Source organism: Pseudomonas sp. 14P_8.1_Bac3 (assembly GCF_025466085.1).
In the GTDB taxonomy this organism is placed as follows: Bacteria; Pseudomonadota; Gammaproteobacteria; order Pseudomonadales; family Pseudomonadaceae; genus Aquipseudomonas.
On record NZ_JANLOD010000011.1, the window covers coordinates 1 to 21,273 of the forward strand.

Here is a 21,273-nt window from a genome sequence, read left to right on the forward strand (position 1 = left end):
GCGGGGTGGCAGGGCCCGAACGGCCCCCCCCCCCCCCCCCCCCCGCCCCCCCCGCCCCGCTCCCACAGGTATTGTGGGGAACACACAATTCGCGACCGATCCAAAGCAATGTGGAAGTGCCATTAACCTTCAGAACCCGTGTGCGGCTAAATCGTCGCTCGCGGGTTTCGTCTTTTAAGCAGCCAAACTCTTGAACCATTGCCTTACCGGCACTTGAAGCGGAAACGTCCATGACCTCAAATTCCCGCGGAGCCATCAGTGAAGTCCTCGGCCTGCTCAGGCCTTTTCGGGTCGTCGTGGTGGTGTCCATCATTCTCGGCATGCTTGGCGGGCTCAGCATCACCGCGCTGCTGGCGACCATCAACGATGCGCTGAACGCCAACGGCAGTCCGTCGCCGCAAGTCCTGGCGACCTTCATTGGCCTGTGCGCGGCGGCGTTGCTGACGTCGATTCTGTCGGACATCGGCACCAACCATGTCGGCCAGCGCATCATTGCCGGGCTGCGCAAATCGTTGGGGGAAAAAGTCCTGCTGGCACCGATCGAGCAGATCGAGCGCTTTCGCAGCCACCGGCTGATTCCGGTGCTGACCCACGACGTCGACACCGTCAGCGATTTCGCCTTTTCCTTCGCACCGCTGGCCATTGCCTTCACCGTGACCCTCGGCTGCCTGGGCTACCTGGCGTACCTGTCGCTGCCGATGTTCGCCCTGCTGCTGGTCGCCATCGTGATCGGCACAGTGGTTCAATACGTCGCCCGTGCCAAGGGCATCAAGGGTTTCGAAGCTGCGCGCGAAGCCGAAGACGAATTGCAAAAACACTACAGCGCCATCGCCGCCGGGGCCAAGGAACTGCGGATCCACCGCCCGCGTCGCCAGCGCATGTTCAGCCAGCGCATCGAAGGCACCGCCGACTACATCTGCAACACCCACATCCGCTCGATCAATACCTTCGTGGTGGCCAAGACTTTCGGCTCGATGCTGTTCTTCGTGGTGATCGGCCTGGCGCTGGCTCTGCAATCGTTCTGGCTGGGCACCGATAAAGCCGTGCTCAGCGGCTTCGTGCTGGTGCTGCTGTACATGAAAGGTCCGCTGGAATACCTGGTGACCACCTTGCCGGTGGTGAGCCGCGCCAACATCGCCTTCAAGCGGATCGCCGACCTCGCGGAACAGTTCTCGTCACCGGAACCGCACTTGTTGCTGCGCGAAACCGGTGTGGAAAAGAAAGCCACCGTGCAGCAATTGCAGATGCATGACGTGCACTACGCCTTCCCCGCCGTCAAAGGCAGCGCCGCGTTCGAACTCGGCCCGGTCAACCTGACGATCAACCAGGGCGAAATCGTGTTCATCGTTGGCGAAAACGGTGGCGGCAAAACCACCCTGATCAAACTGCTGCTGGGACTCTACGCACCGCAGCGCGGCGAAGTGCGCGTCGACGGCCAGACGGTGAGCGCCGAACGCCGTGACGATTACCGTCAACTGTTCACCACGATCTTCGCCGACTACTACCTGTTCGATGAACTGGTGCAGGGCGACCAGCAGGTGCCGGAGGACGCCAACCGTTACCTCGAACGCCTGGAGATCGCGCACAAGGTCAGCATCCAGGACGGCGCCTTCAGCACCACCGACCTGTCGACCGGGCAACGCAAGCGCCTGGCCCTGCTCAATGCCTGGCTGGAGGAGCGTCCGGTGCTGGTATTCGATGAATGGGCCGCCGATCAGGACCCGGTATTCCGGCGGATTTTCTACACCGAATTGCTGCCCGAACTGAAATACCTGGGCAAGACCATCATCGTGATTTCCCACGATGACCGTTATTTCGACGTCGCCGATCAACTGGTGCGCATGGAGGGCGGTCGGGTCGTTGCGCAGAAGCAAACGATGACGGCCGTCTGACCCCGCCTCTGCCCTCCCCAGAATGTTTACCCGCGTGGGCGCCGTCAGCACCCACGCTGCCGCCTACTCCGAGAGCCCGATGAACGACTTGATCGATGATGATTTACTGGCGCTACTGCTGGCAGAGGCCGGTGATCAACCCCACGGCATCGCCGCCCGCGCCCAACAGAGCCCCGCCCCCCTCTCCTTTGCTCAACAACGCTTGTGGTTTCTGCAGCAGCTGTCACCGGACAGCGCCGCCTACAACCTGCCACGGGTACTGCGTATCACCGGCAAGCTGCCCGCGCAACGCCTGGAAAATGCCCTGAACACCGTACTGGGCCGTCACGACGTCTTGCGCAGTGCCTTCCGCGAGATCGACGGTGTGGCGATGCAGGTGGTCGATGATCAGGCGCGGTTGGTACTCGGCGAAGAAGACTTGTCGGGGCTCGAGGATGAAGCCCGTTCGCGACTGATCACCCAGCGCATCGAGGCCCAGGCCGGCACGCCGTTCGACCTGCGCCAGGCACCGCTGATGCGTGCGACGCTGCTGAAGCTCGGCGCCGATGGACACCTGTTGCTGATGGACATGCACCACATCGTTTCCGATGCCTGGTCCAATGCGATTCTGCTGCAAGACCTGACCCAGGCCTTTGCGCAGGAGGACACCACGCCGCTGCCGCGCCCGGCCATTCAATACGCCGATTACGCGACCTGGCAGCGCGGTGAATACCTGAACAGCCCGACCTGCGACAACAGCGCCGACTATTGGCAAACCTACCTGGGCAAACCGCTGCCGACCCTGGACATGCCGGTGGATTTTCCCCGTAGCGAACAGCACCGCCATCCGGCCGGACAGCATGACTTTCGTCTGCCAGCATCGCTTTGCGCAACCTTGAACCGCTTCTGCCAGGACCAGGGCCTGACGCCTTTCGTGGTCGCCCTCGGCGCCTGGCAATTGTTGTTGAGCCGCTACAGCGGTCAGCAGGACTTCACCGTCGGCGTGCCGAACGCCACGCGTAATCGCAGCGAAACCCAGGAGCTTGTCGGCTACTTTGTCAGCAGCCAGGTGTACCGCGTGCGCATCGATCCGTTGCTGTCCGGCAGCGCGTTTTTGCAGCGTCTGCGCCGTGAATCCCTGGCGGCGCTGGACCATGGCGAGTACCCGCTGGAACTGAGTTTCGATGCCCTGCAATTGCAGGCCAGTGCTCAACCCAATCCGTTGTTCCAGGTGCTCTTCAACTGGCGTGCCGACGCCGGGGAGCCTGAACGAATCGATCTGCCGGGATTGACCCTGGAGTTCCTCGATACGGGCACGAGTCAGGCCAAGTTCGATCTGTCGCTGGACGTCACCTACTCACCGCAGGGCATCGAGGCGAGTGTCGAATACAGCCGCGACCTCTACGCCGCCGCGACCATCGAACGTCTGGCCCGGCACTGGCAGAACCTGCTGCAGGCGCTCATCGACGATCCATCCCGCGCCCTCGGCGAACTGTCGCTGCTGGACGCCGCTGAGCGTCAGTTGCAACTGCGGCAGTGGAACCCGCCCGTGTCGGCCTCGCCTGAGGACGGCGTGCACCAATTGTTCGAGCGCCAGACGCTGGCGACTCCCCACGCGGTGGCGTTGATCTGCAATGACCTCGAACTGAGCTACGGCCAGCTTAATGCAGCCGCCAACCATCTGGCCCACATCCTGATCGAACAAGGTGTCGGCCCCGAGGTACTGGTGGGGATCGCCGTGGAGCGTTCCGCGTCGATGATCATTAGCCTGTTGGCGGTGCTGAAGGCGGGCGGCGCTTATGTGCCCCTGGACCCCGATTACCCGCAGGACCGCCTGACCTGGATGATCGAAGACAGCGGCCTGAGCGTGTTACTGAGCCAACGCTCGCTGCTCGACCGACTGCCGTCGCTGCCGGGCGTGCGGATCCGCTGCGTCGATGACATCGATGTCCGTGGCTCGTCGGATGCCGGCAATCCAGCCTGCCGGACGACCGGCCTGAACCTCGCCTACGTGATGTTCACCTCCGGTTCGACCGGGCGCCCCAAAGGGGTCGGCATCACCCAGGCGGCGTTGACCCGTCACGCCCAGGTGGCGCTGGAGTTTCTCGGCCTGACGGCCAAGGACCGCTCGTTGCAGTTCGCCACGTTCAACTTCGATGCCTTCGTCGAGCAGCTTTACCCGGCGCTGATCTGCGGCGCCTCGGTGGTGTTGCGCGGGCCGGACATCTGGGACAGTGCGACCTGGTATCGCGAGCTGCTCGACAAACAGTTCACCACCAGCGACCTGACCACCACCTACTGGAACATGCTGGCCAAGGATTTCGCCGCGGCCGGCCTACGCGACTACGGCGCCCTGCGCCAGGTGATCGTCGGCGGCGAAGCCATGCCGCCGCAAGGCGTGGCGGCCTGGGGCCAGGCCGGCCTCGGTCATGTGAAACTGCTCAACACCTACGGCCCGACGGAAACCACGGTGAGCGCCACGCTGCTCGATTGCAGCGACTACGTGACCGGGCGCGTCGCCCTGCCCAAAAGCATGCCGATCGGCCAACCGCTGGCCGGCCGGGCGATTTACCTGCTGGATAACGGCGGGCAACCGGTGCCGGTGGGCGTCGTCGGAGAACTGGTGATTGCCGGCGACCTGCTCGCACGCGGCTACTTCAAGCGCCCGGACCTCACCGCCGAACGCTTCATGCCGAATCCGTTCGATACTCAGGGCGGCGGTCGCCTTTATCGCACCGGTGACCTCGCCCGCTATCGCGCCGACGGTGTCATCGAGTACGTCGGTCGGCTCGATCATCAGGTGAAGATTCGCGGGTTCCGCATTGAGCTCGGCGAAATCGAATCCTGCCTGCTGCAATCACCGTCAGTTCGCGAAGCCTTGGTGGTGGCCCGGGAAGGTTCGGCCGGCATGCAGCTGGTGGGTTATGTCGTGGCTCGCGGTGACGGGCTGACTGAGCAGCAGCAACTCGACCTGCGCGAAACCCTGAAAGCCCAACTCAGGGCCAGCCTGCCTGGCTACATGGTGCCCGCGCATGTGCTGGTGCTGGCGGCGATGCCGTTGAGCCCCAATGGCAAGCTGGACCGCAAGGCGCTGCCGCTGCCCGACCTGAATCAGGCGCAACGCCCGTTCATTGCCCCTGAAACGCCGCTGGAACAAGGGTTGGCCCAGCTTTGGCAAGAGGCGTTGCAGGTCGAGCGAGTCAGCCTCGACGACAATTTTTTCGAAGTGGGTGGCCACTCGATCCTGGCCATTCAGTTCATCTCGGCGCTCCATGCCCGACTGGGGATCAAGCTGGCGCTGCAACACATGCTGGCGCACCCGACCATCGAAGCACTGGCCCGGTTCATCGCCCTGGAGCATCAGCAGAACACCCAATGCGTGGTCGAGCTGAACGCCTCGGCGGCGAGCGCTCCACCGCTGTTTTGCCTGCACCCCAGCGGCGGCATCGTGTTCTGTTACCAGCCACTGGCAAAAAAACTCAGCCCCCACGCCCAGACCTTTGGCGTCATGCACAAGGGCTTTGCCGACAAGGACTCGAACCCGCAAAGCTGGGCCGAGATGATTGCCGACTACAGCGCGCAGATCATCGACAAGCAGCCCTACGGCCCGTATCGGCTGATGGGTTGGTCGTTGGGCGGCGCCATCGCCATGGACGTGGCCGCGCACCTCGAACGACAGGGCCGCGAGGTCAGTTTTCTCGGCCTGGTCGACACCACGCTGCCTGACCGTGACCTGCCCGCCGACCTGCCGCGCAAACCGCTGGAAGAAGACAACCCGAACCACCTCAGCCCGGAAAGCGAACTGCTGGCAGCCCTCGAAGTATTCAGCCTGATGTTTGCGCATCTGGAAGAAGCGGCGTCGGCGTTTGTGGCCGAGCATCCGGACACCGACCTCAAGGCGTTCTATCGCTGGGCCTGTGAACAGACGTCAACCGGCGAGCAGGAAATGATTGCGACTCTGCAAGGCATCAAGCAGGAAATCATGAACGCCCAGGCCCACGCGATCCACGATCGCCTGGTGGACGCGTTCGAGGCCTTCTCGTTGCCAATGCTCAAGGTCCGGGCCAGTTGCTGGTGGTCGCTGTCGCATAAAACCCTGGAGCAGGTGCGCTACTCGGAGCAGTTGCTTCAGGCGCACAACGTGACGGGGCAGTTGCAGACCTCGATCCATTCGCCCCTGCCCCACCGCAGCATGATCTACAACGAATCATTGCTGGCGTCGTTCAGCGAGGTGTTCCTCCATTGCGAGCGCCAGCAACGTCACTGATCTCAAGCACCACGCCTTTGTGGGAGCGGGCTTGCTCGCGAAGGTGGTGTGTCAGCAACATCAGCGTCGCCTGACACACCGTTTTCGCGAGCAAGCCCGCTCCCACAGGGGTGTTATTCACAAAAAAGCGCAGAAGCCCGGGCTTCTGCGTTTTTGTTTTCAACTGCTTTCCAGTGAATCAGAACTCCGGCGTGTACTTCACGCTGAACATCACGTTACGCGGATCGCCGTAGTTGTTGTTGCCATCGAGCTGGTTGTAGCCCGCGGTGAAGTAGGTCTTGTCGAACAGGTTGTTGGCGTTCATCGCCAGCTCGATCTCCGAGGTCAACTGGTAGCCGACACGCGCATTCCACACGGTGTAGCCCGGTACGTTGACGGAGTGGTCATAACCCAGCGTGTGGGTCTGCGCGACAAAGCCCAGCCCGGTGCTGACACGGTTCCAGTCGCCGCCCCACTGGTAGTTGCCCCAGACGCGCAGCATGTGTTTCGGCGTCCACCAGCTGAAGACCTTGCCTTCGTTGTCCGGGTCCTTCAGGTACTTGGTGGTGTTGTAGGTGTAACCGGCAAACAGTTGCAGACCGTCCAGCACTTCGCCGCTGATTTCGGCGTCGAGACCCTGGCTGCGCACTTTGCCGGAGGCCTTCGAGCAGTACCAGCCGTCACAGATTTGCGGACCATTCGTGTCGAGCGTGGCACGGTTTTCCTGGTCGTAACGGAACAGCGCCAGGGACGTATTGACCCGACCGTCCATCAATTCGCCTTTCAAACCGATCTCGTAGTTGGTACCGACGATTGGTTTGATGACGGAGCCGCCGGTATCGCGCTCGGTTTGCGGGGTGAACACGTCGGTGTAGCTGGCGTAGACCGCCCATTCACGGCTCAGGTCATAGACGATACCGGCATACGGCGTCACTTCGCCGGTTTCGGTGGCGGTGCTGTCGGGATTGGAGGTCAGGCTGGTCGCATCCTGGCTCCAGGATTTGTAGCTGTAGTCATACCAGCTGACCCGCGAGCCGACCACCAGGGTCAGGTCGTCGATCGGCTTGACCCGCCAACTGCCGTACAGGCCTTTTTGGCGGATGTCATATTTGCTCGGCGTGCCAAAACCACCGGAATCGAGCAAGCCCTGGTAGCTGATTTCAGGGCGGTCGTGATCGATATCAAAAATGTTGCCGGAGCCATCACCGAAGGTACGGGCGTATTTGTCGTCCGAGGTGTACTTGGAGTAGTTGCCGCCGACCATGATTTCCTGCTGCATGGACAACGCTTCGAACTTGCCGGTGAGGTTCATGTCCAGACCGACTTTGGTGGAGTCTGTATCCGTCACGAAGTCAGCGTACTGCAAGCCGCTGCCGTCCGGCTCAAGACCGTTGCCGAACGCTTGCGAGCGCTGGTTCTTCGCCTTGTTGGTTTCACTCATGCGCACGGCGCCGACCTTGAAGGCCCAGTCATCGTTGAAACGGTGTTCCAGATCGGTGTAGAGCGTCGTGACGTCAATGTCCGTGTGGTTCCACTTCGCACCGGTATACGTCTTGCGCGGCAGATCCACAGGTTTGCCGTCGGCGTAACGCGGGAAGCCGCGAACGTTGCTGCGCGATGTGCCATCGGAATTGCTCACCGCAAAGCCCAGGGTCGTGTCTTCGCTCAGGTCAAAGTCCAGCGCGCCGTACAGCGAAGTGGTCTTGTACCATTCGGAATCGACGAACGAGTGGGTGTTGTCCTGGTCGGCAACGAAGCGACCACGAATGGTGCCCTCCTGGTTCAACGGGCCGCCGGCATCCAGTTGCAGACCGTAGTGATCCCACGAGCCGGCCTTACCGGTGAGGGTCACTGTCGGAGCGCCTTGGCCGCGCTTTCGCACCAGGTTGACCGCGCCGCCAGGGCTACCGGTGCCTTGCAGCAGACCGGAGGCGCCGCGCAGCACTTCCATGCGATCGAAGAAGATCAGGTCTTGCGTGGCCCAGTTGCCCAGCGCGTAAGTGTTACGCGGGATCGGCACGCCGTCGTATTGCCAGTCATCGATCTGGAAACCGCGCGAGCTGAGGATCAACCCCCTGCCGACGCCTTGAGCGCCGACCAGGCCGGTAGTCTTGTTGGCCGCGTCCTTCAGATCAACGATGTCTTGATCATCCAGTTGCTTGCGGGTAATCACCGTCACCGACTGCGGAATTTCCTTGAGGGTGTGGGTGCCCTTGCCGATGGTCACGGCGTTGGACGTGTAGGAGTTGGAACCTTCAGTGGTCGCCTCCGTGCGTTGACCACTGATGGTGGTCGCGCCCAGTTCCAGACCCTGAGTCGAACTGCCGCGCACCAGCATCAGCGTGTTGCCCTCGAAGCTGTAGCGCACGCCGGTGCCCTTGAGCAGTTCGGCAATGGCCGCTTCAGGCGTCAACTTGCCGCTGACGCGATTGCTGCGCAAATCGGCCATCTCGCTGGCGTCGTAGATCACCTGCTGATTGGTTTGCGTACCGAAGGCCTTCAAGGCTTGAGGCAACGACTGAGCAGGAATGTCGATCGCGAATGTTTCCGCGAAGACCTGCGCACTGAAGGGCAACAGGCAAGCCATACCAAGCCCGGCCAGCGCATGACGCGGACGCAGGCTGCGGGAAATGACCAAAGCCTTGAACAGAGGTTTCAACTCATGAATTGCTGACATCGTGCTCTCTATTATTGGTAAAGGTGGATAAGACGAGGGCCCATCGGGCCCCGCCGCCGCCGGGACATGGACACCGCCGCCGACGGTCGCCTCCGGGCCACACGTCAGTCGCCGGCCTGACCGAGCCCCTCCCCGGGCGGCGGTCGTCTGGACAACGGCAAAATTCTTGTAGAGCTTGAAAGATCCGGCCCGTGGGCGTCCTGCCCGGCCGGATTTGCGTGCTCACAGTTAGTAAGACGCAGGAGTGCGGGAAAACCGGAATGAGTTTATTTATCATTTGCGAAAAATTTTGTTGGGAGGGGGGATTGGGGTGTTGAGGGCGGATTCGGAGGCCACCCGTTAATGCGGCGGGTGGTGGGGGTTTGAGGGTCAACGAAGAACGGGCGACCTCTTGGGGTCGCCCGTTTCACGTCGTGAAGGGATTGATCTGATTTACCCGGCGGGAACGCTCGATGAGGGAATGCGCTGTTGAGACAGGGTGATGGGGAGAGCCTCCAGGGTGATTAGTCGGCTCACCAACAGCGAAAGTACTCGTTCTAGCGTCACAAACAAACTCGATGGGACCGTTTTTGGTGCTAGGAAGATAACTATATAGCCTTCGATGATAACGAACCCGGCTTTAAGCTTAATGCTCCAGGTTCAGGGCGTGAACCCTGCCAGGTCGCGGTTGCAAACTACACCCTAACAAGCACAAATTCTATCAAAATGCCACTACCTATCATGCTTTCAATAATCAGCCGACTCGCCTCTGCCGACTTCGCAGCGAAATCTACTTCAGTTAATGATGCAGAAAAGTCAACGATGCAATTCATATCTGGAATTCTCTTATTCCCCTTGACTTTAAATCCCTCGATGCCAAGAACCGCAAAATTATTTTGCCTGCAGTAGTCGAGCAACCTAACTCCATCGTCGACATCAAATAAAGGAGTGCCATTCCACATCACTGTAGGAGTAACAGGTAAATCCTCTACGGACACTTCAACTGCAATCAGTCCCATGGTGCAACCCACCCGGGGTCATTTTTATTAGAGACTTGGACAATCGCTCCCGTTCGATCATTCCTCACTACGTAAGAGCCGTCCTTAGCGATATACCCGGTAGCTGGATCATTGAGGCGGCTCCCTAACACAGTATCAAAGCGGGTATCTTTCGTCACAACCGTTTTGATTGGTTTATCGATTACAGACTTGATGGAGCTTTCCGTCCAGCCCCGCTTACCCATTTGATCGGCAATTTTCGGTTCAATAGTTAGTGAAATTCCTTTTGCACCAACAGACTGCTTGACCCCAGACCAATACTCGTACGCTTTGTTTAGCTGCGCAGAACCCGCGACTGGTTCTGCGCCCGCAGGCTTAGGCCCGCGCGATCCTGCAACACCACCGGCAATACCAGCAATGGCCCCCAGCACCGGCTCCCACTGGCCAACGATGTCCCCAAGCCTGACCATACTTTTCAGGGCACGGTCCGTCAGCATAAATTTGTAGTCGCTACACGCCTGAGTTGTGCAATCCAGCGAGTTGAGCACCGTCAGGCCAGCGGCGATCTGTCCCATTTGGTCTTTGGCATAGACCACTCCACCCGTCTTTAAGGCCTGCTCAAAAAGCTCATCGCTCAGCTCTCCATAGCCACGATCTTTCCAGGTTCGTATTTGGCAACGTTCATCACCCGTGCAACCGCCCATGCCCTCGACAAAATCACGAGCATCGCTGTGATTCAGGTTGTTGTACTGCGTAGCGTTCGCCGTCACTGCGGCGGCAGCTGTCGCATCGCCTCCGGTCATAGCCGCCGTCAACACGCCGATCAGCTTAGAGGCCGCCAGTAGCTGACTTACGCCTTGCTGGTGTTCAGGGCTGTTTCGATCCACTCCAATCGGCAACAACTTATCGGCCAGGAACTCAACAACCGCTTCGTTTGCCCCCGCCGCCAGCGCTCCCGTACGAAACTCGCCACCCATCGCTTCGGCCATCAAACCGCCGAGCGCGGCGTGCATTGCGACCTTCGTCAACTTTCCGTTTTCGAACAGTGTGACATCGCCAATTTTATTAGCCGCAAGTCCGCCACCAATGGCGATCCCCGCCCCCACTATCGCATCAACCAGATTGTCGGTCAGGCTGCCGCCCATGATGGCCGTCTTGGCCGCCGTATCAGCAGCAATCTTGATTGCAACCGCTTTTATTCCCGCCGAATCAAACGACAATTCGGTAGGAACGAAGCCAAATTGCGAGGCAATACCCGCAGTTGCGCCCGCTAGGACGTAGCCTTTGAGATTTTCAGAGGAAAAGACATCTTTCAGGGCCGCCCCTAGATTGCCTTTGTTGTTGATGGTGCTGACCGCAGCAGTGCTGACCACGGACGTCAGCACTCCGGTCGCAATCACATTGCCCAGCCCGGCAGCCGCAGCCGAGGTGGCAGCCGTTGTAGCGGTGGCAGCGGTGGCTGTAGTAGCGGCCGCCATGGTCCCACCGGCCGTGGCACCCATCGCAGTACCGACTGAAGCCACTGCGGCGCTCGCCGCTCCCGCCGTCAACACCGTCACAATAATGATGATCGCCAGCATCGCGCCCTGGCCCAGGCCCGAATGGCTGTACTTGAACGACTCGTGGGTTTCCTTGATCAGCCTCCAGTCCACATCACCACGCTTCTCCGCGTCCTTGAGCCACGCCAGCTGCGGATCGGCCTTGACCATGGCATCAATGGTCTGGCTGATGGTGTTCTGGTTGATCTGCTTGATGTCGATATTCAAACCATCGACCGCTCTGATCACCAGTTGCCCCTGAGCCACCAACTGACTTTGCCGCAGCGTTTCGTCGGTATTGCCTTTGCCCGACATCGAGCTCCAGGCCAGGTTGCTGTTGCTCTTCTCGTGGCTTTCCTGGTGCAGGTCCTTCACACCTTCAAACGTGATCGCGCCACCGCTGCTTAGCGTCAGGTCATGACCACTTTCAAGCTTGGCGACTTGATAGCGCTGATCCCCACCACTGACGAGCATCAGGTCCCCGCCCGAACGAATTTCACTGCCAATGTTTTTCACATCGGTCACTTCATCACGCCTGGTTTTCTTCGCGCCGAAACTGCCCTTTTTCTTCTTGTCGTACAGTGAATAATCCGTGTCCTGCGCCGCGAGGACGTCGAGGTTATTCCCCGCCACCAGATACGCCTCATCCCCCGCCGACACACGGCTGGAAACGATCGCCAGATCGCCACCCGCGCTCAGCGCCACATCACCGCCCGCCATCACACCCGACATGACCTGGTTGATGTGGTCTTCCTGACGTGTCAGCTTTTTACTCTTGGACAGGGTGTGCGCTTCATCGGCTGCCGAGCTGATGGTCAGGTTCTCGCCCGCGGCCATGACGATGTCGCGCTTGGCGTCGATTTCGCTGGCGATGACGTTGAGGTCGCGCCCGGCCCGCGTAGACAGATCACGTCCGGCGCTGAGGCTGGCACTCAGTTGGGTGATGTCGCTGCTGTTGTGCCTGGCGTCGTGAACGATGCTGTTGCTGACCTGTGTCGAAATGACGTTGAGGTCTCGCCCGGCATTGAGGTCGATGTCGCGGCCGCTGTGCAGGACACCGCCAATGACGTTGAGGTCTTTTCCCGCCGAGACGCTCAGATCGTTGGCCGCTTCGATGCGCGCAGCGGTGTCGGCGTAGTCGTGGTGCCGGGTGCCGAAGCGGGTGTTGCTGTGCTGGGATATGATCGTGCGCTCGTTGAGCACATCGCCCGTGATCGCCGTGACACTGACATCTCGCCCGGCGAGAATGCCACCGGCTCTGTTGATGATGCCGTTGCCCGCCAGCACGTCCAGGCGGTTACCTGCCTGGATCAAACCACTGTTGACCAGGTCTTTGCCCGCCGTTGCCGCCAGATTATTCGTGGCTTTCAGCGTGCCGACGTTATCAAGTTTTTCACCACCGATCAGCGTGACGTCTTTACCGGCGATCAGCGCGCCAGTAGGGCCGAGACGACCTTCGGCCTGGGACAGGTAGAGCACCGGCACCAGGACTTTTTCGCCATTCACTTCGTGCTCTTCGAGCCAGACAATGTCGTGGGTCAAAGCCGCGACTTGTTGCGATGTCAGGCTGACGCCCATCGACAGATTGAGTGCGTCCTTGCTGGCGATGGCGTTGTTCATCAAGTACTTGAACAACCCCTCGTCGGTGGTCTGGCCGTTGATGTAACGCTGACCAGTACGGGCCACCACGGCTTGCTGGATCAGGCGTTGTTCATACAATCCGTCACCGAGACGCTTGATGTTCAGGTCGGAGTCGTAACCGAGTTTGGACAGCAGGTAATCCGAGCTCATGAATTGCTTGAGGTCGGTCAATACCGGGTTGGTCTCGATCAGATACTTATGAGCTGCCGCCGGTCTCCGGATCGGCGACAGGCCGGTGACACTTGGACGGTTACCCAGCGCGGCGCTGATGTCGGCATTGGTTAACCACGTCGGCGAAGGATTGACTGGATTGACGGTGTGGTCGCCCTCTGCCCGGAGATCGCGTGGATCACCACCTGCGACAGATACATGATCCGGGCTGGTGAAGGCTGCCGGGCTTACGCTCCAGCCGGGCGTCCCCATTCCCGCGGCCGGAGTGCTTGCCTCCTGGGTATTCAGACGGAACAGCCCGTTTTGTCCCGTAGGCAGGGTGAAGCCCGGAAGGCTCAGGGGGTTGACCTGTTGTTGCGCGAGGTCCGGCGGCAACTGTGCGTTGATCCTTACAACCGTAGTCCCTTTCCCCGTTGCACGGGTATCCCCGACTTTATTGGTGCCGGCTGTAGTGCCGTAATCCGCGTGAATGACGCTGTTTTGCAGGTCTTTGGTCGCCGTGATCGAGACGCTGCCACCTGCCTGGATGACGGCGGTGCGGCCGGGACTGCCCCCAGCGCGCACGGCTTCGATGTCGCTGAGCAAGGCCAGGCCGCCGAGCGCGCCGGGCAGCGCAACCAGGTTGTTGCCGTCGTACAAGGATTGAGGGTTTGTAGCGCCGTAGGCGTAACCCGAAAGGGTGCTGGTGACCAGCGCACCGGTTGATGCATCGTTGATCACAACTTTTTCGATCAAACCACCATCGTGACCGGGCTCTCGCCCGTGGGCCGACACAGCTTTCCCTAATGCAAAACCTCCGGAGCCATCTAAGTAATAAAGATTTGGGAAATCCGGATTATTGCGTTGGTTGTAAGCCACCACTGCCGGCATGAATCGGTTAATTGTTCCATCGGTAACACGGCCCGTCCGATAGGTACGCGCGCGCTCAATGATCCCGCCCACTGAACCGAGATTCTTCAGGTTGTTGGCGTTGATGGAGATATTACCGGCCGCACTGACGGTACTTTTGCTGTTGAGGAAATCGCCCCCGTTGAACGTGAAATCACCTCCCGCGGTCAGGGTCGCAGACGCAGCAGTGTCGGTGTCCCGTCCCTCAAAAACCTCCCGTGCAATGAAGTTGACGTCGAAGTGATCACCTCTGCAATCGCCGCATTGCACCGCGATGAAACCGGACATCAGCGTACGTCCAACGCCGAAGTTCTGGCTGCCATCCGAGCCCGAAGTCCGGTTGGTGAACGACCCGGCACCCAGCGTGAACGACCCGCCACTTTCCATGGAACCGGAAATATTCGACACCTGGCTCGCTTGAGCCGCTGCGCCATAGCCCTGGATGACCACCTTGCGCAAACCGTAGAGATCGCCCTTCTGATTGGTAAAGCTCTCCACCCCCAACGTCATGTCAGCGCCGCTGAAGATCAGCCCGCCATCATTGAGTAATGAAGGGGTTTTCAGTTCGAGACCCTGAGCAGAGCCCAGCGTCCCGGAATTGACGATACTGCCGGCTTCAATCGTAAGACCGGCGTTGGACGTCAACCGTCCGGCGTTAGCCAACTGCCCGCCAGCCTTGACCGTGGAGTCACCGCCACCGGCGACGCTGGAAGGAACACCCAGGTTAATTTGTGCCACGCTCAGATTGAGGCCGCCGACGCTCGACAGACGGCCGTTGCCGCCATAACTGCCGCCGAGTTGCATATCGAGATCGCCATCACTGGCGATCAGGCCATCGTTGATCCAGTTTTCCCCGCGAGCTTGCAGGTAGTCAGACGCCAACAGCTGACCGCTGGCCGTCTGACTGAAATGGTTGACGTTGACGTTCAGGCGCCGGGCCTGAATAACGCTGGAGTTGGCCCAGCTAGCGGCATTCAAGTCCAGCGTACCGCCAGTGATGATGCGACCTCCGGCGGCAATAACGTTTGCGGTCGAGATATCGAACTGGCCGCGACCGGCGTGATTAAGTTCACCACCTGTGTTCAGAAAACTGCCAACAGCCAAGGTCAAATCAGTGTTTGCGGTTTCCAGTACACCATTACGGTTGTCCAGCAGCCCACCAATCTGGAAGCGGGTGTTACCGACATTGCCGAGTGAGCGCAGGCGGCCTGTCTGGTTATAGAGGCTAGTCGCAGTGATAGCGAGATCCGTAGCACTTTCGACGATGCCCGCACGATTGCTCATGCCGCGGCTGAGGTTGAGCTCAATGCGATCGCCTGCGATCTTTCCTGCATCGTTGTCCAGTGTGCGTCCTGTAACGCTCGCCATGCCTTTGGCGGAAATAACGCCGTTACGGTTGTCGATGTGGGCGGACTGGACGGTCACGTCACCGTTCTGGGCGATGACTTTACCGTTCTGGTTATCGAGGTCACCGCTGATGTCGAGGATCAACCCGTCCTGGCTGAGCAATGCGCCCGCGTTGCTGGTCAGGCTGGCGGCTTGCACGGTCAGCCCGGCGTTCTGGCTGTAGATCAAACCGTTGGCGCTGTTATGCACGGCGCCGCTGGCGGAAATCTGCACGGCATCCTTGGCGGAGAGAGAGCCGTTGTTGCTGTTGTCTAGCGAACCTGTCAAAACCGTCAACAGCCGTTGACTGGCGATCTGCCCGGACTGGTTGTCGAGATCGGTCACGCCCTTGATCATCGTCGGTCCGGCAGCCGCCAGTTTGCCGTGGGCATTGGTCAACGTACCGAGCAGACCCAGCGTTACGGCGCCACTGCCGGCGATGCTACCGGCCGAATTGTCCAGGTCGACGACCGTTGCGTTGATTGCCTTTTGCGCTTCGATCTTGCCACCGGCGTTGGTCAATGTAACGGCGCTGATGTCGAGTGTGGCACCGCTGTCGATCAATCCGCCCAGGCTGTTATCGAAGACGCCGGTGACGGTGAAAGTCTGCCCCGCAGCGCTGCTGAGAACACCTTTGTTGCTATTGTCCAGACTCGTTGACTTGACGCTCAGACTACCTTGGCTGGCCAACGCTCCGGCGTCGCTGTTGAGCAAGGCTCCGCTGAGGTCCACGACAACATCACCATTGTTGCTAGAGAGTGTGCCGCTATAGCGGTTATCCAGGCTGTCGCCGCTGACGGTCAAACCCTTCCAGCCTGAGATCAAGCCTTTCTGGTTATCCAGCGTGGTGCTATCGACGGAGAGCAGCTGACTGCTGATCAGCTTGCCCGCGCGGTTATTTACCGTGCGGGCGACAACCTCGAACCCGAGGTTGCTGGAAATTTCGCCACCCTGATTTTGCAGATTGCGCAAGTGCTTGAAGGTTAACGGGCCCTTGGCCGTGAGCATGCCGTTGCGGTTGTCGAGGTCCCCATGGGTCAAATCCACGGTGACGGCTCGTTCGCCCAGCAGACGACCACCGTCCTGGGTCAGGGAGGTCAGGGTCAGATCGATGTCGCCCTTGGCCGAGACTTCGCCGCCGTTGCTGGAGTCCAGTTGGGTGGCGTTAAGCGTCAGTTTGCCCTGGCTGTTGATCAGGCCGTTGGCATCGTTGCGCAGTACGCTGTCCACGGCCAATTCCAGATCGCCACGGCTGATCAGACGTCCGCCGCTGTTGTTCAGTCGGGCGGCATGCACGTCGACGGACGCGGCACCGATCAGCCCGTTGACGTTGTCCAGAGCGTCGGCGATGCGCACTGTCAGTCCCTGATTGCTCAACAGTTTGCCGTCGCTGTTGTCCAGGCTTTGCGCAGTCAGCTTGAAGGTTTCGGCACTGGAGATTTCGCCGCCCTGGTTTTCGACACCCTTGAGTTGTTTGAGCAACAAGGCACCAGGCGTATTGATCAGGCCGTTCTGGTTATTCAGCAGGCCGTTATTCAGATCAAGGCTAAGGCTGCCTTTGCTGAACAGCTTGCCACCCTGTTGATCCAGTCCGGTGACCGACGCGGTCATCGCACCCTCGCTGCCGATATGACCGTCGTTCTGATTGGTGACCTGACCCGCGACCAGGTTCAGGGTATCGGCGCTGGTGAGTCGGCCGCCCACACTGTTGTCGAACGCACCGGTGGTGACCGTCACCGCGCCTTTGCCGCTGATGTTGCCTTGCTGGCGATTGTCGAGACTCTCGCTGATCAGGATGAGCGCGCCGTCGGTGACGATCACACCACCGTGGTTGCTGGCGTTGCCGTGACTGTCGATCAGCAGGTCGGATGCACTGGACAGTCTGCCGTTGGTATTGATCAGCTGTGCCGCATTGACGCTCAACGCGCCTTCGCTGCTGACTTGCCCCTGAATGTTGTGAAGTGCACCGGTCAACATCAGCTGCGTGCCACGCTCGCTGACCAGCTTGCCGCCGCTGTTATCCAGCACACTTCCTTGCAGGCTCAGGGCAGTGCTTGCGCTGATCAGCCCCTTGTTACGGTTGACCAACTCATCCACGGCAAGCTTTAGCGCCATCCCGCTGAAGAGTTTGCCGCCATCGCTGTTGTCGATTTTTTCGCTGGTGATCAGCAGGTCCGCATTGGTGGTCAACTCACCTCCACGGTTATCGATGTTATCGACCGCCAGGGTCGTCGCGCCGGTGGCCCCTAGCAAACCGGCCTGACGATTGTCGATGGTCCCGGCGCTCAGGTTGAGCCTACCGGTGGCAATCAGTTTGCCTTGTTGGTTATCGAGGGATTCAGCCCGGATGACCGCATCAGTCTTGCCGACAACGCCCCCGTTACGATTGACCAGCTTCCCGGCGGCGATCCGCAACTCTCCGTCCGTGATGATTGTACCGAACTGGTTGGCCAGAAGATCATCGACCTCCAGCGTCAACGTGTCTTTGCCGATAACTTTACCGCCACGGTTGTCGAGGCTGGCGGCGTTGAGATCGACCTTGCTGCGTGCCCCCAACAGTCCGTCACGATTATCCAGAGCGCCACTCAGGTCGATGCTCAGCCCCAGATCGCCAAGGATCTGGCCACTGCGGTTGTCCAGCACGCCGGCGATAATGCGTACGGTTTGCCCAGCACTCAACGTCCCGCTCTGATTGTTCAGTGTCTGGTTGCTATTGACCGTCAGATTCCGGCTGGCAACCACGCTTTTGCCGGTGTTGTTGATGCTCTGCGCGCTGAGGCTGACGTCGCCCGCGGTGTTGCGACTGTTATCGGCATTGACCCCGGCTTCGATGCTGCCGTTGTTGGTCAACTGTCCCCCGGCATTCAGGGTGATACGGTCCCGGGCTGCGAGGGTTTGCTGGTTGGTCAGATCGCCTTGGGTTTGCATATTGACGGCAGTGCCGGCATACACCGGCCCTTGAGCATCCAGGCTCGCCGCTTTGACAGTGACCGCACCGGCAGCCGATGTGTGCGCCAGGCTCAAATGCCCGTTGACATCGATTTGAATATCACCCGCACTGGCCGCCAGATTGCCGGCGACTTTCACACCGACCCCTGCCTCGGTCCCCACCAGCCGGATCGCCCCGGCGTACATGCCGCCCAGCGCGGACGAGTCGATCGCCAGTCGCGGTTTCGCGCTGCCGTCGTCGGCGCGGGCGGGGGCGCTGAGGCTGTCGGCGTTTACATCATTGCGGCCGGCGACGATGGTCAGGTGCTTTGCCTGAATCTCGGCGTTGATCTTTGCGCTGCGGGTGATGATGTCGAAGCGGTCGATGTTGGTCGCATTAAGCCCGGCGCCTTCGACGGCGATGCTGCCCTGATCCACCTGAAAGCGGTCGAGGCGACCGGCGCCGTCGAACACGGGTTTGCCGGTGGTCAAGGTGACGCGCGGCGTGTTGATAAAACCGCAGCCGTTGCAGGTGATGCCATACGGGTTGGCGACGATGACCCGCGCCGACTGCCCCGCCACTTCGGTGTAGCCGCGCAATTGGCTGGGGCTGCCGCCGATGACTTCGTTGAGGATGGTTTGCGCCGATCCGATGTTTTTCAGGTTCGGGTTGCCAATGATGATGCCGCCCAGTTGCGACGGTGACGTCTGAAGCGAGCCGTTGTTGAGGATCAGTCCCTGGGCACCGACGTTGTAATCATGGAACTGGTTATGCGACACACCGCTGCCATTCGGCGTGGCGATGTTGACGATCGGTACGCCATTGCCGGCACGCTCCAGCGAGGTGCCGGGCGTGGCGACCACAATGCCGTCGGCCTGAGCCCACAGCGGTTGCCAGAACATGACGTTGGCCAACAGGAACGCCAACCCGCGCTTGGGCAGGCCCCAGAAGTGTTCTCGGGTCTGCACCACGGCAGAAGGCTGACGGGCAAGGAAAGCGAATTGGCGAACGTCCATGTGGCTGATCTCGAAGTACGTTGGTTAGAGGAAGAAATCCACGCGGAAATAAATCGGGGCTTCGCGCTCGATCAGGGCGTCCGGGCGTTCGAGGGAATGGGCGAAGGTCACGCTGGCGGCGAGGTGCTGACCTCGGGCAAACAGCTCCACCGAGTTGCTGGACAGGCGCCCGTGCTGCTCGCGGTTGTAACGATCGCCGCGGATCACGCCTTGGTCGTAACCAAGGCTGGTGCCGTATTCGGCGAACACCGGGCGTAGCCATTGCAAGGTCACCGGGCGGCTCCAGCGCAGATCGTTGCGCCAGTAGCCGCCGCTGTCGCCGGACAACGACTGATCCTTGTAGCCACGAATCGACGACTGCCCGCCGAGGCTGATGCGCTGGGGGCTGAACAGCACATCCTCACTGCGTTGCCCGGTCATCAGGCTGGTGAAACTGAATGACTCGCCCCACCACTTGAACGGCTGCAAGTACGTCGCGGTGGCGGTGTATTTGCGATAGCGCGCAGTCGGCAGGCCCGGGCCCTGATCGCGATCACGTTGCGCATCGAAGGCGCCGATGCCCTCCTGCATTCCCAGGTCGAGGTTGACGAACGCACTGCCAATCCGACGACCGTGGTTGATGCCGTACTGCAGTTCGCTGATGCGGTTGCTGCTGAGCTTGAGCTTGCTGTCTTCGATGAAGTTGTTGGTGCGCAGGTAGGAAACGCCAGCGCTGACGGAGGTCTTGCTCACGGCATCACGGTGGATCACACGCTCGGCATGCAGTTGATGGTTCTCGCTGTCCCCGGTTTGCTTGAAGTTGTAGGTGCTGGCAGCGATCTGCGAGCGGTACTCGCTCTGGCTGTAGGTGTAACTGAAATTCCACCAGCCCCACGGCAGGTTGTAATGGAGCATCGCGTTATTGGAGGTGTGCTGATGATCGGTCATCGCATCGTGACCACCGCGCAGCATCAACTGATCGGCCAGGCCCAGCGGATTGTCCCAGTCCAGCGTGGTGCGCCACTGCTGTTCGCCAGTGCTGCGCTGACCGTCGTTGCTGCGGGACAATCCGGCACGCCAGGGCTTTTGCGGATCATTTTTGACCCGTATTTCGCTGCCGCCGACCTGCTGGCCCGGCATCAATTCCATATGCGCCTGGTTCGATGGCAAGCGGTTGAGCTGATCGACCATCTGCTCGATTTCACGCAAGTTGACCAGATCACCGCGCTTGCCGGGGAAAGCCATGCCCAACTCGAGGTCCGACAGCTTGCTGCCCTCCGCGCCCTTCAAGCGCTCGAGCTTGCCTTCAACCACCAGCACCTTCAAATGCCCACCGGACAAATCCTGCTGCGGCAGGTAGGCGCGACTGGTCACCAGGCCCCGCTCGATGTACAGATTGGTGATGACTTTCAGCAGTTCATTGAGTTGAGAGGCGCCCAGGCACTGGCCGATGTAGGGCTCGATCAGGCGATTTTTTTCGCTACCGGAGAGACTATTGGCGCCCTTCAGTTCGATGTCATTGATCGGGAAGCAACGGGTGTCCGCAGGCGCCGCGGGTGCTGTCGGCTCGACCTGCTTGCCGGGTAATTCCTTGAGTTCTTCGAGACGCCGTCGTTGCTCTTCCAGCAGACGATCTTGGCGATCTCGGATGAGTTCGGTCTCACCAGGCGTTGGCGCGGCGCTGGCCAGATTGGGCAGAGAAAGGCAGAGCAAAGCCAGGCCCAGCCTCGCCATGAGGGCGGGTGAGTACATGATCGATCCCTCGACTTGTAGAGTGATGGCAAAACAGCGGCGCGATGCTTAGTAGCCGCTATTTTGGCGTTAACTATTGAGCAAGCCTGGAAACGGTACGCCGCGGGCGGTAGCGCCTTAAAGCGGACCGTTCCGAAGGAGCGGCGGGAGGCTTCCGGTACAGATGCCAGAAGAATCCAACGGACTAGGACGTTTCCTAGGA

The 21,273-nt window shown here is 60.3% G+C and carries 6 protein-coding genes; 2 read left to right on the forward strand and 4 right to left on the reverse strand.

The genetic code is table 11. The features are described 5' to 3' along the window. The first annotated feature begins 230 nt into the window (after positions 1-230). Positions 231-1,892 carry a cyclic peptide export ABC transporter gene (locus tag NTD84_RS04545; protein WP_262163812.1) on the forward strand — a complete coding sequence of 554 codons (1,662 nt, stop codon included), beginning with the start codon at positions 231-233 and terminating at the stop codon, positions 1,890-1,892. A gap of 79 nt (positions 1,893-1,971) precedes the next feature. Beyond that, a complete protein-coding gene (locus tag NTD84_RS04550) occupies positions 1,972-6,138 on the forward strand; it encodes an amino acid adenylation domain-containing protein (protein WP_262163813.1) in 4,167 nt (1,388 codons plus the stop codon). Between the two features lie 178 nt (positions 6,139-6,316). On the opposite strand, the gene NTD84_RS04555 is transcribed toward NTD84_RS04550, so the two are convergent. The 4 genes from NTD84_RS04555 to NTD84_RS04570 all read right to left on the reverse strand — a co-directional run bounded on the left by NTD84_RS04555 (position 6,317) and on the right by NTD84_RS04570 (position 21,071). Next, positions 6,317-8,794 (reverse strand): TonB-dependent siderophore receptor, encoded by a 2,478-nt coding sequence (locus tag NTD84_RS04555; RefSeq protein ID WP_262163814.1) that lies wholly within the window; start codon positions 8,792-8,794, stop codon positions 6,317-6,319. A gap of 674 nt (positions 8,795-9,468) precedes the next feature. Further along, positions 9,469-9,792 carry a hypothetical protein gene (locus NTD84_RS04560; RefSeq protein ID WP_262163815.1) on the reverse strand — a complete coding sequence of 108 codons (324 nt, stop codon included), beginning with the start codon at positions 9,790-9,792 and terminating at the stop codon, positions 9,469-9,471. Next, positions 9,783-19,340 carry a colicin E5-related ribonuclease gene (locus NTD84_RS04565; RefSeq protein ID WP_262163816.1) on the reverse strand — a complete coding sequence of 3,186 codons (9,558 nt, stop codon included), beginning with the start codon at positions 19,338-19,340 and terminating at the stop codon, positions 9,783-9,785. Before NTD84_RS04565 ends, NTD84_RS04560 begins: the two co-directional genes overlap by 10 nt. A gap of 24 nt (positions 19,341-19,364) precedes the next feature. Then, positions 19,365-21,071, reverse strand: coding sequence for a ShlB/FhaC/HecB family hemolysin secretion/activation protein (locus NTD84_RS04570; protein WP_315975560.1), 1,707 nt, complete (start codon positions 21,069-21,071; stop codon positions 19,365-19,367). Between the last annotated feature and the right edge of the window lie 202 nt (positions 21,072-21,273).

Coding starts and splice junctions, on each gene's coding strand:
- NTD84_RS04545 (WP_262163812.1), top strand. CDS start 231: ATGACCTCAAATTCCCGCGGAGCCATCAGTGAAGTCCTCGGCCTGCTC.
- NTD84_RS04550 (WP_262163813.1), top strand. CDS start 1,972: ATGAACGACTTGATCGATGATGATTTACTGGCGCTACTGCTGGCAGAG.
- NTD84_RS04555 (WP_262163814.1), bottom strand. CDS start 8,794: ATGTCAGCAATTCATGAGTTGAAACCTCTGTTCAAGGCTTTGGTCATT.
- NTD84_RS04560 (WP_262163815.1), bottom strand. CDS start 9,792: ATGGGACTGATTGCAGTTGAAGTGTCCGTAGAGGATTTACCTGTTACT.
- NTD84_RS04565 (WP_262163816.1), bottom strand. CDS start 19,340: ATGGACGTTCGCCAATTCGCTTTCCTTGCCCGTCAGCCTTCTGCCGTG.
- NTD84_RS04570 (WP_315975560.1), bottom strand. CDS start 21,071: ATGTACTCACCCGCCCTCATGGCGAGGCTGGGCCTGGCTTTGCTCTGC.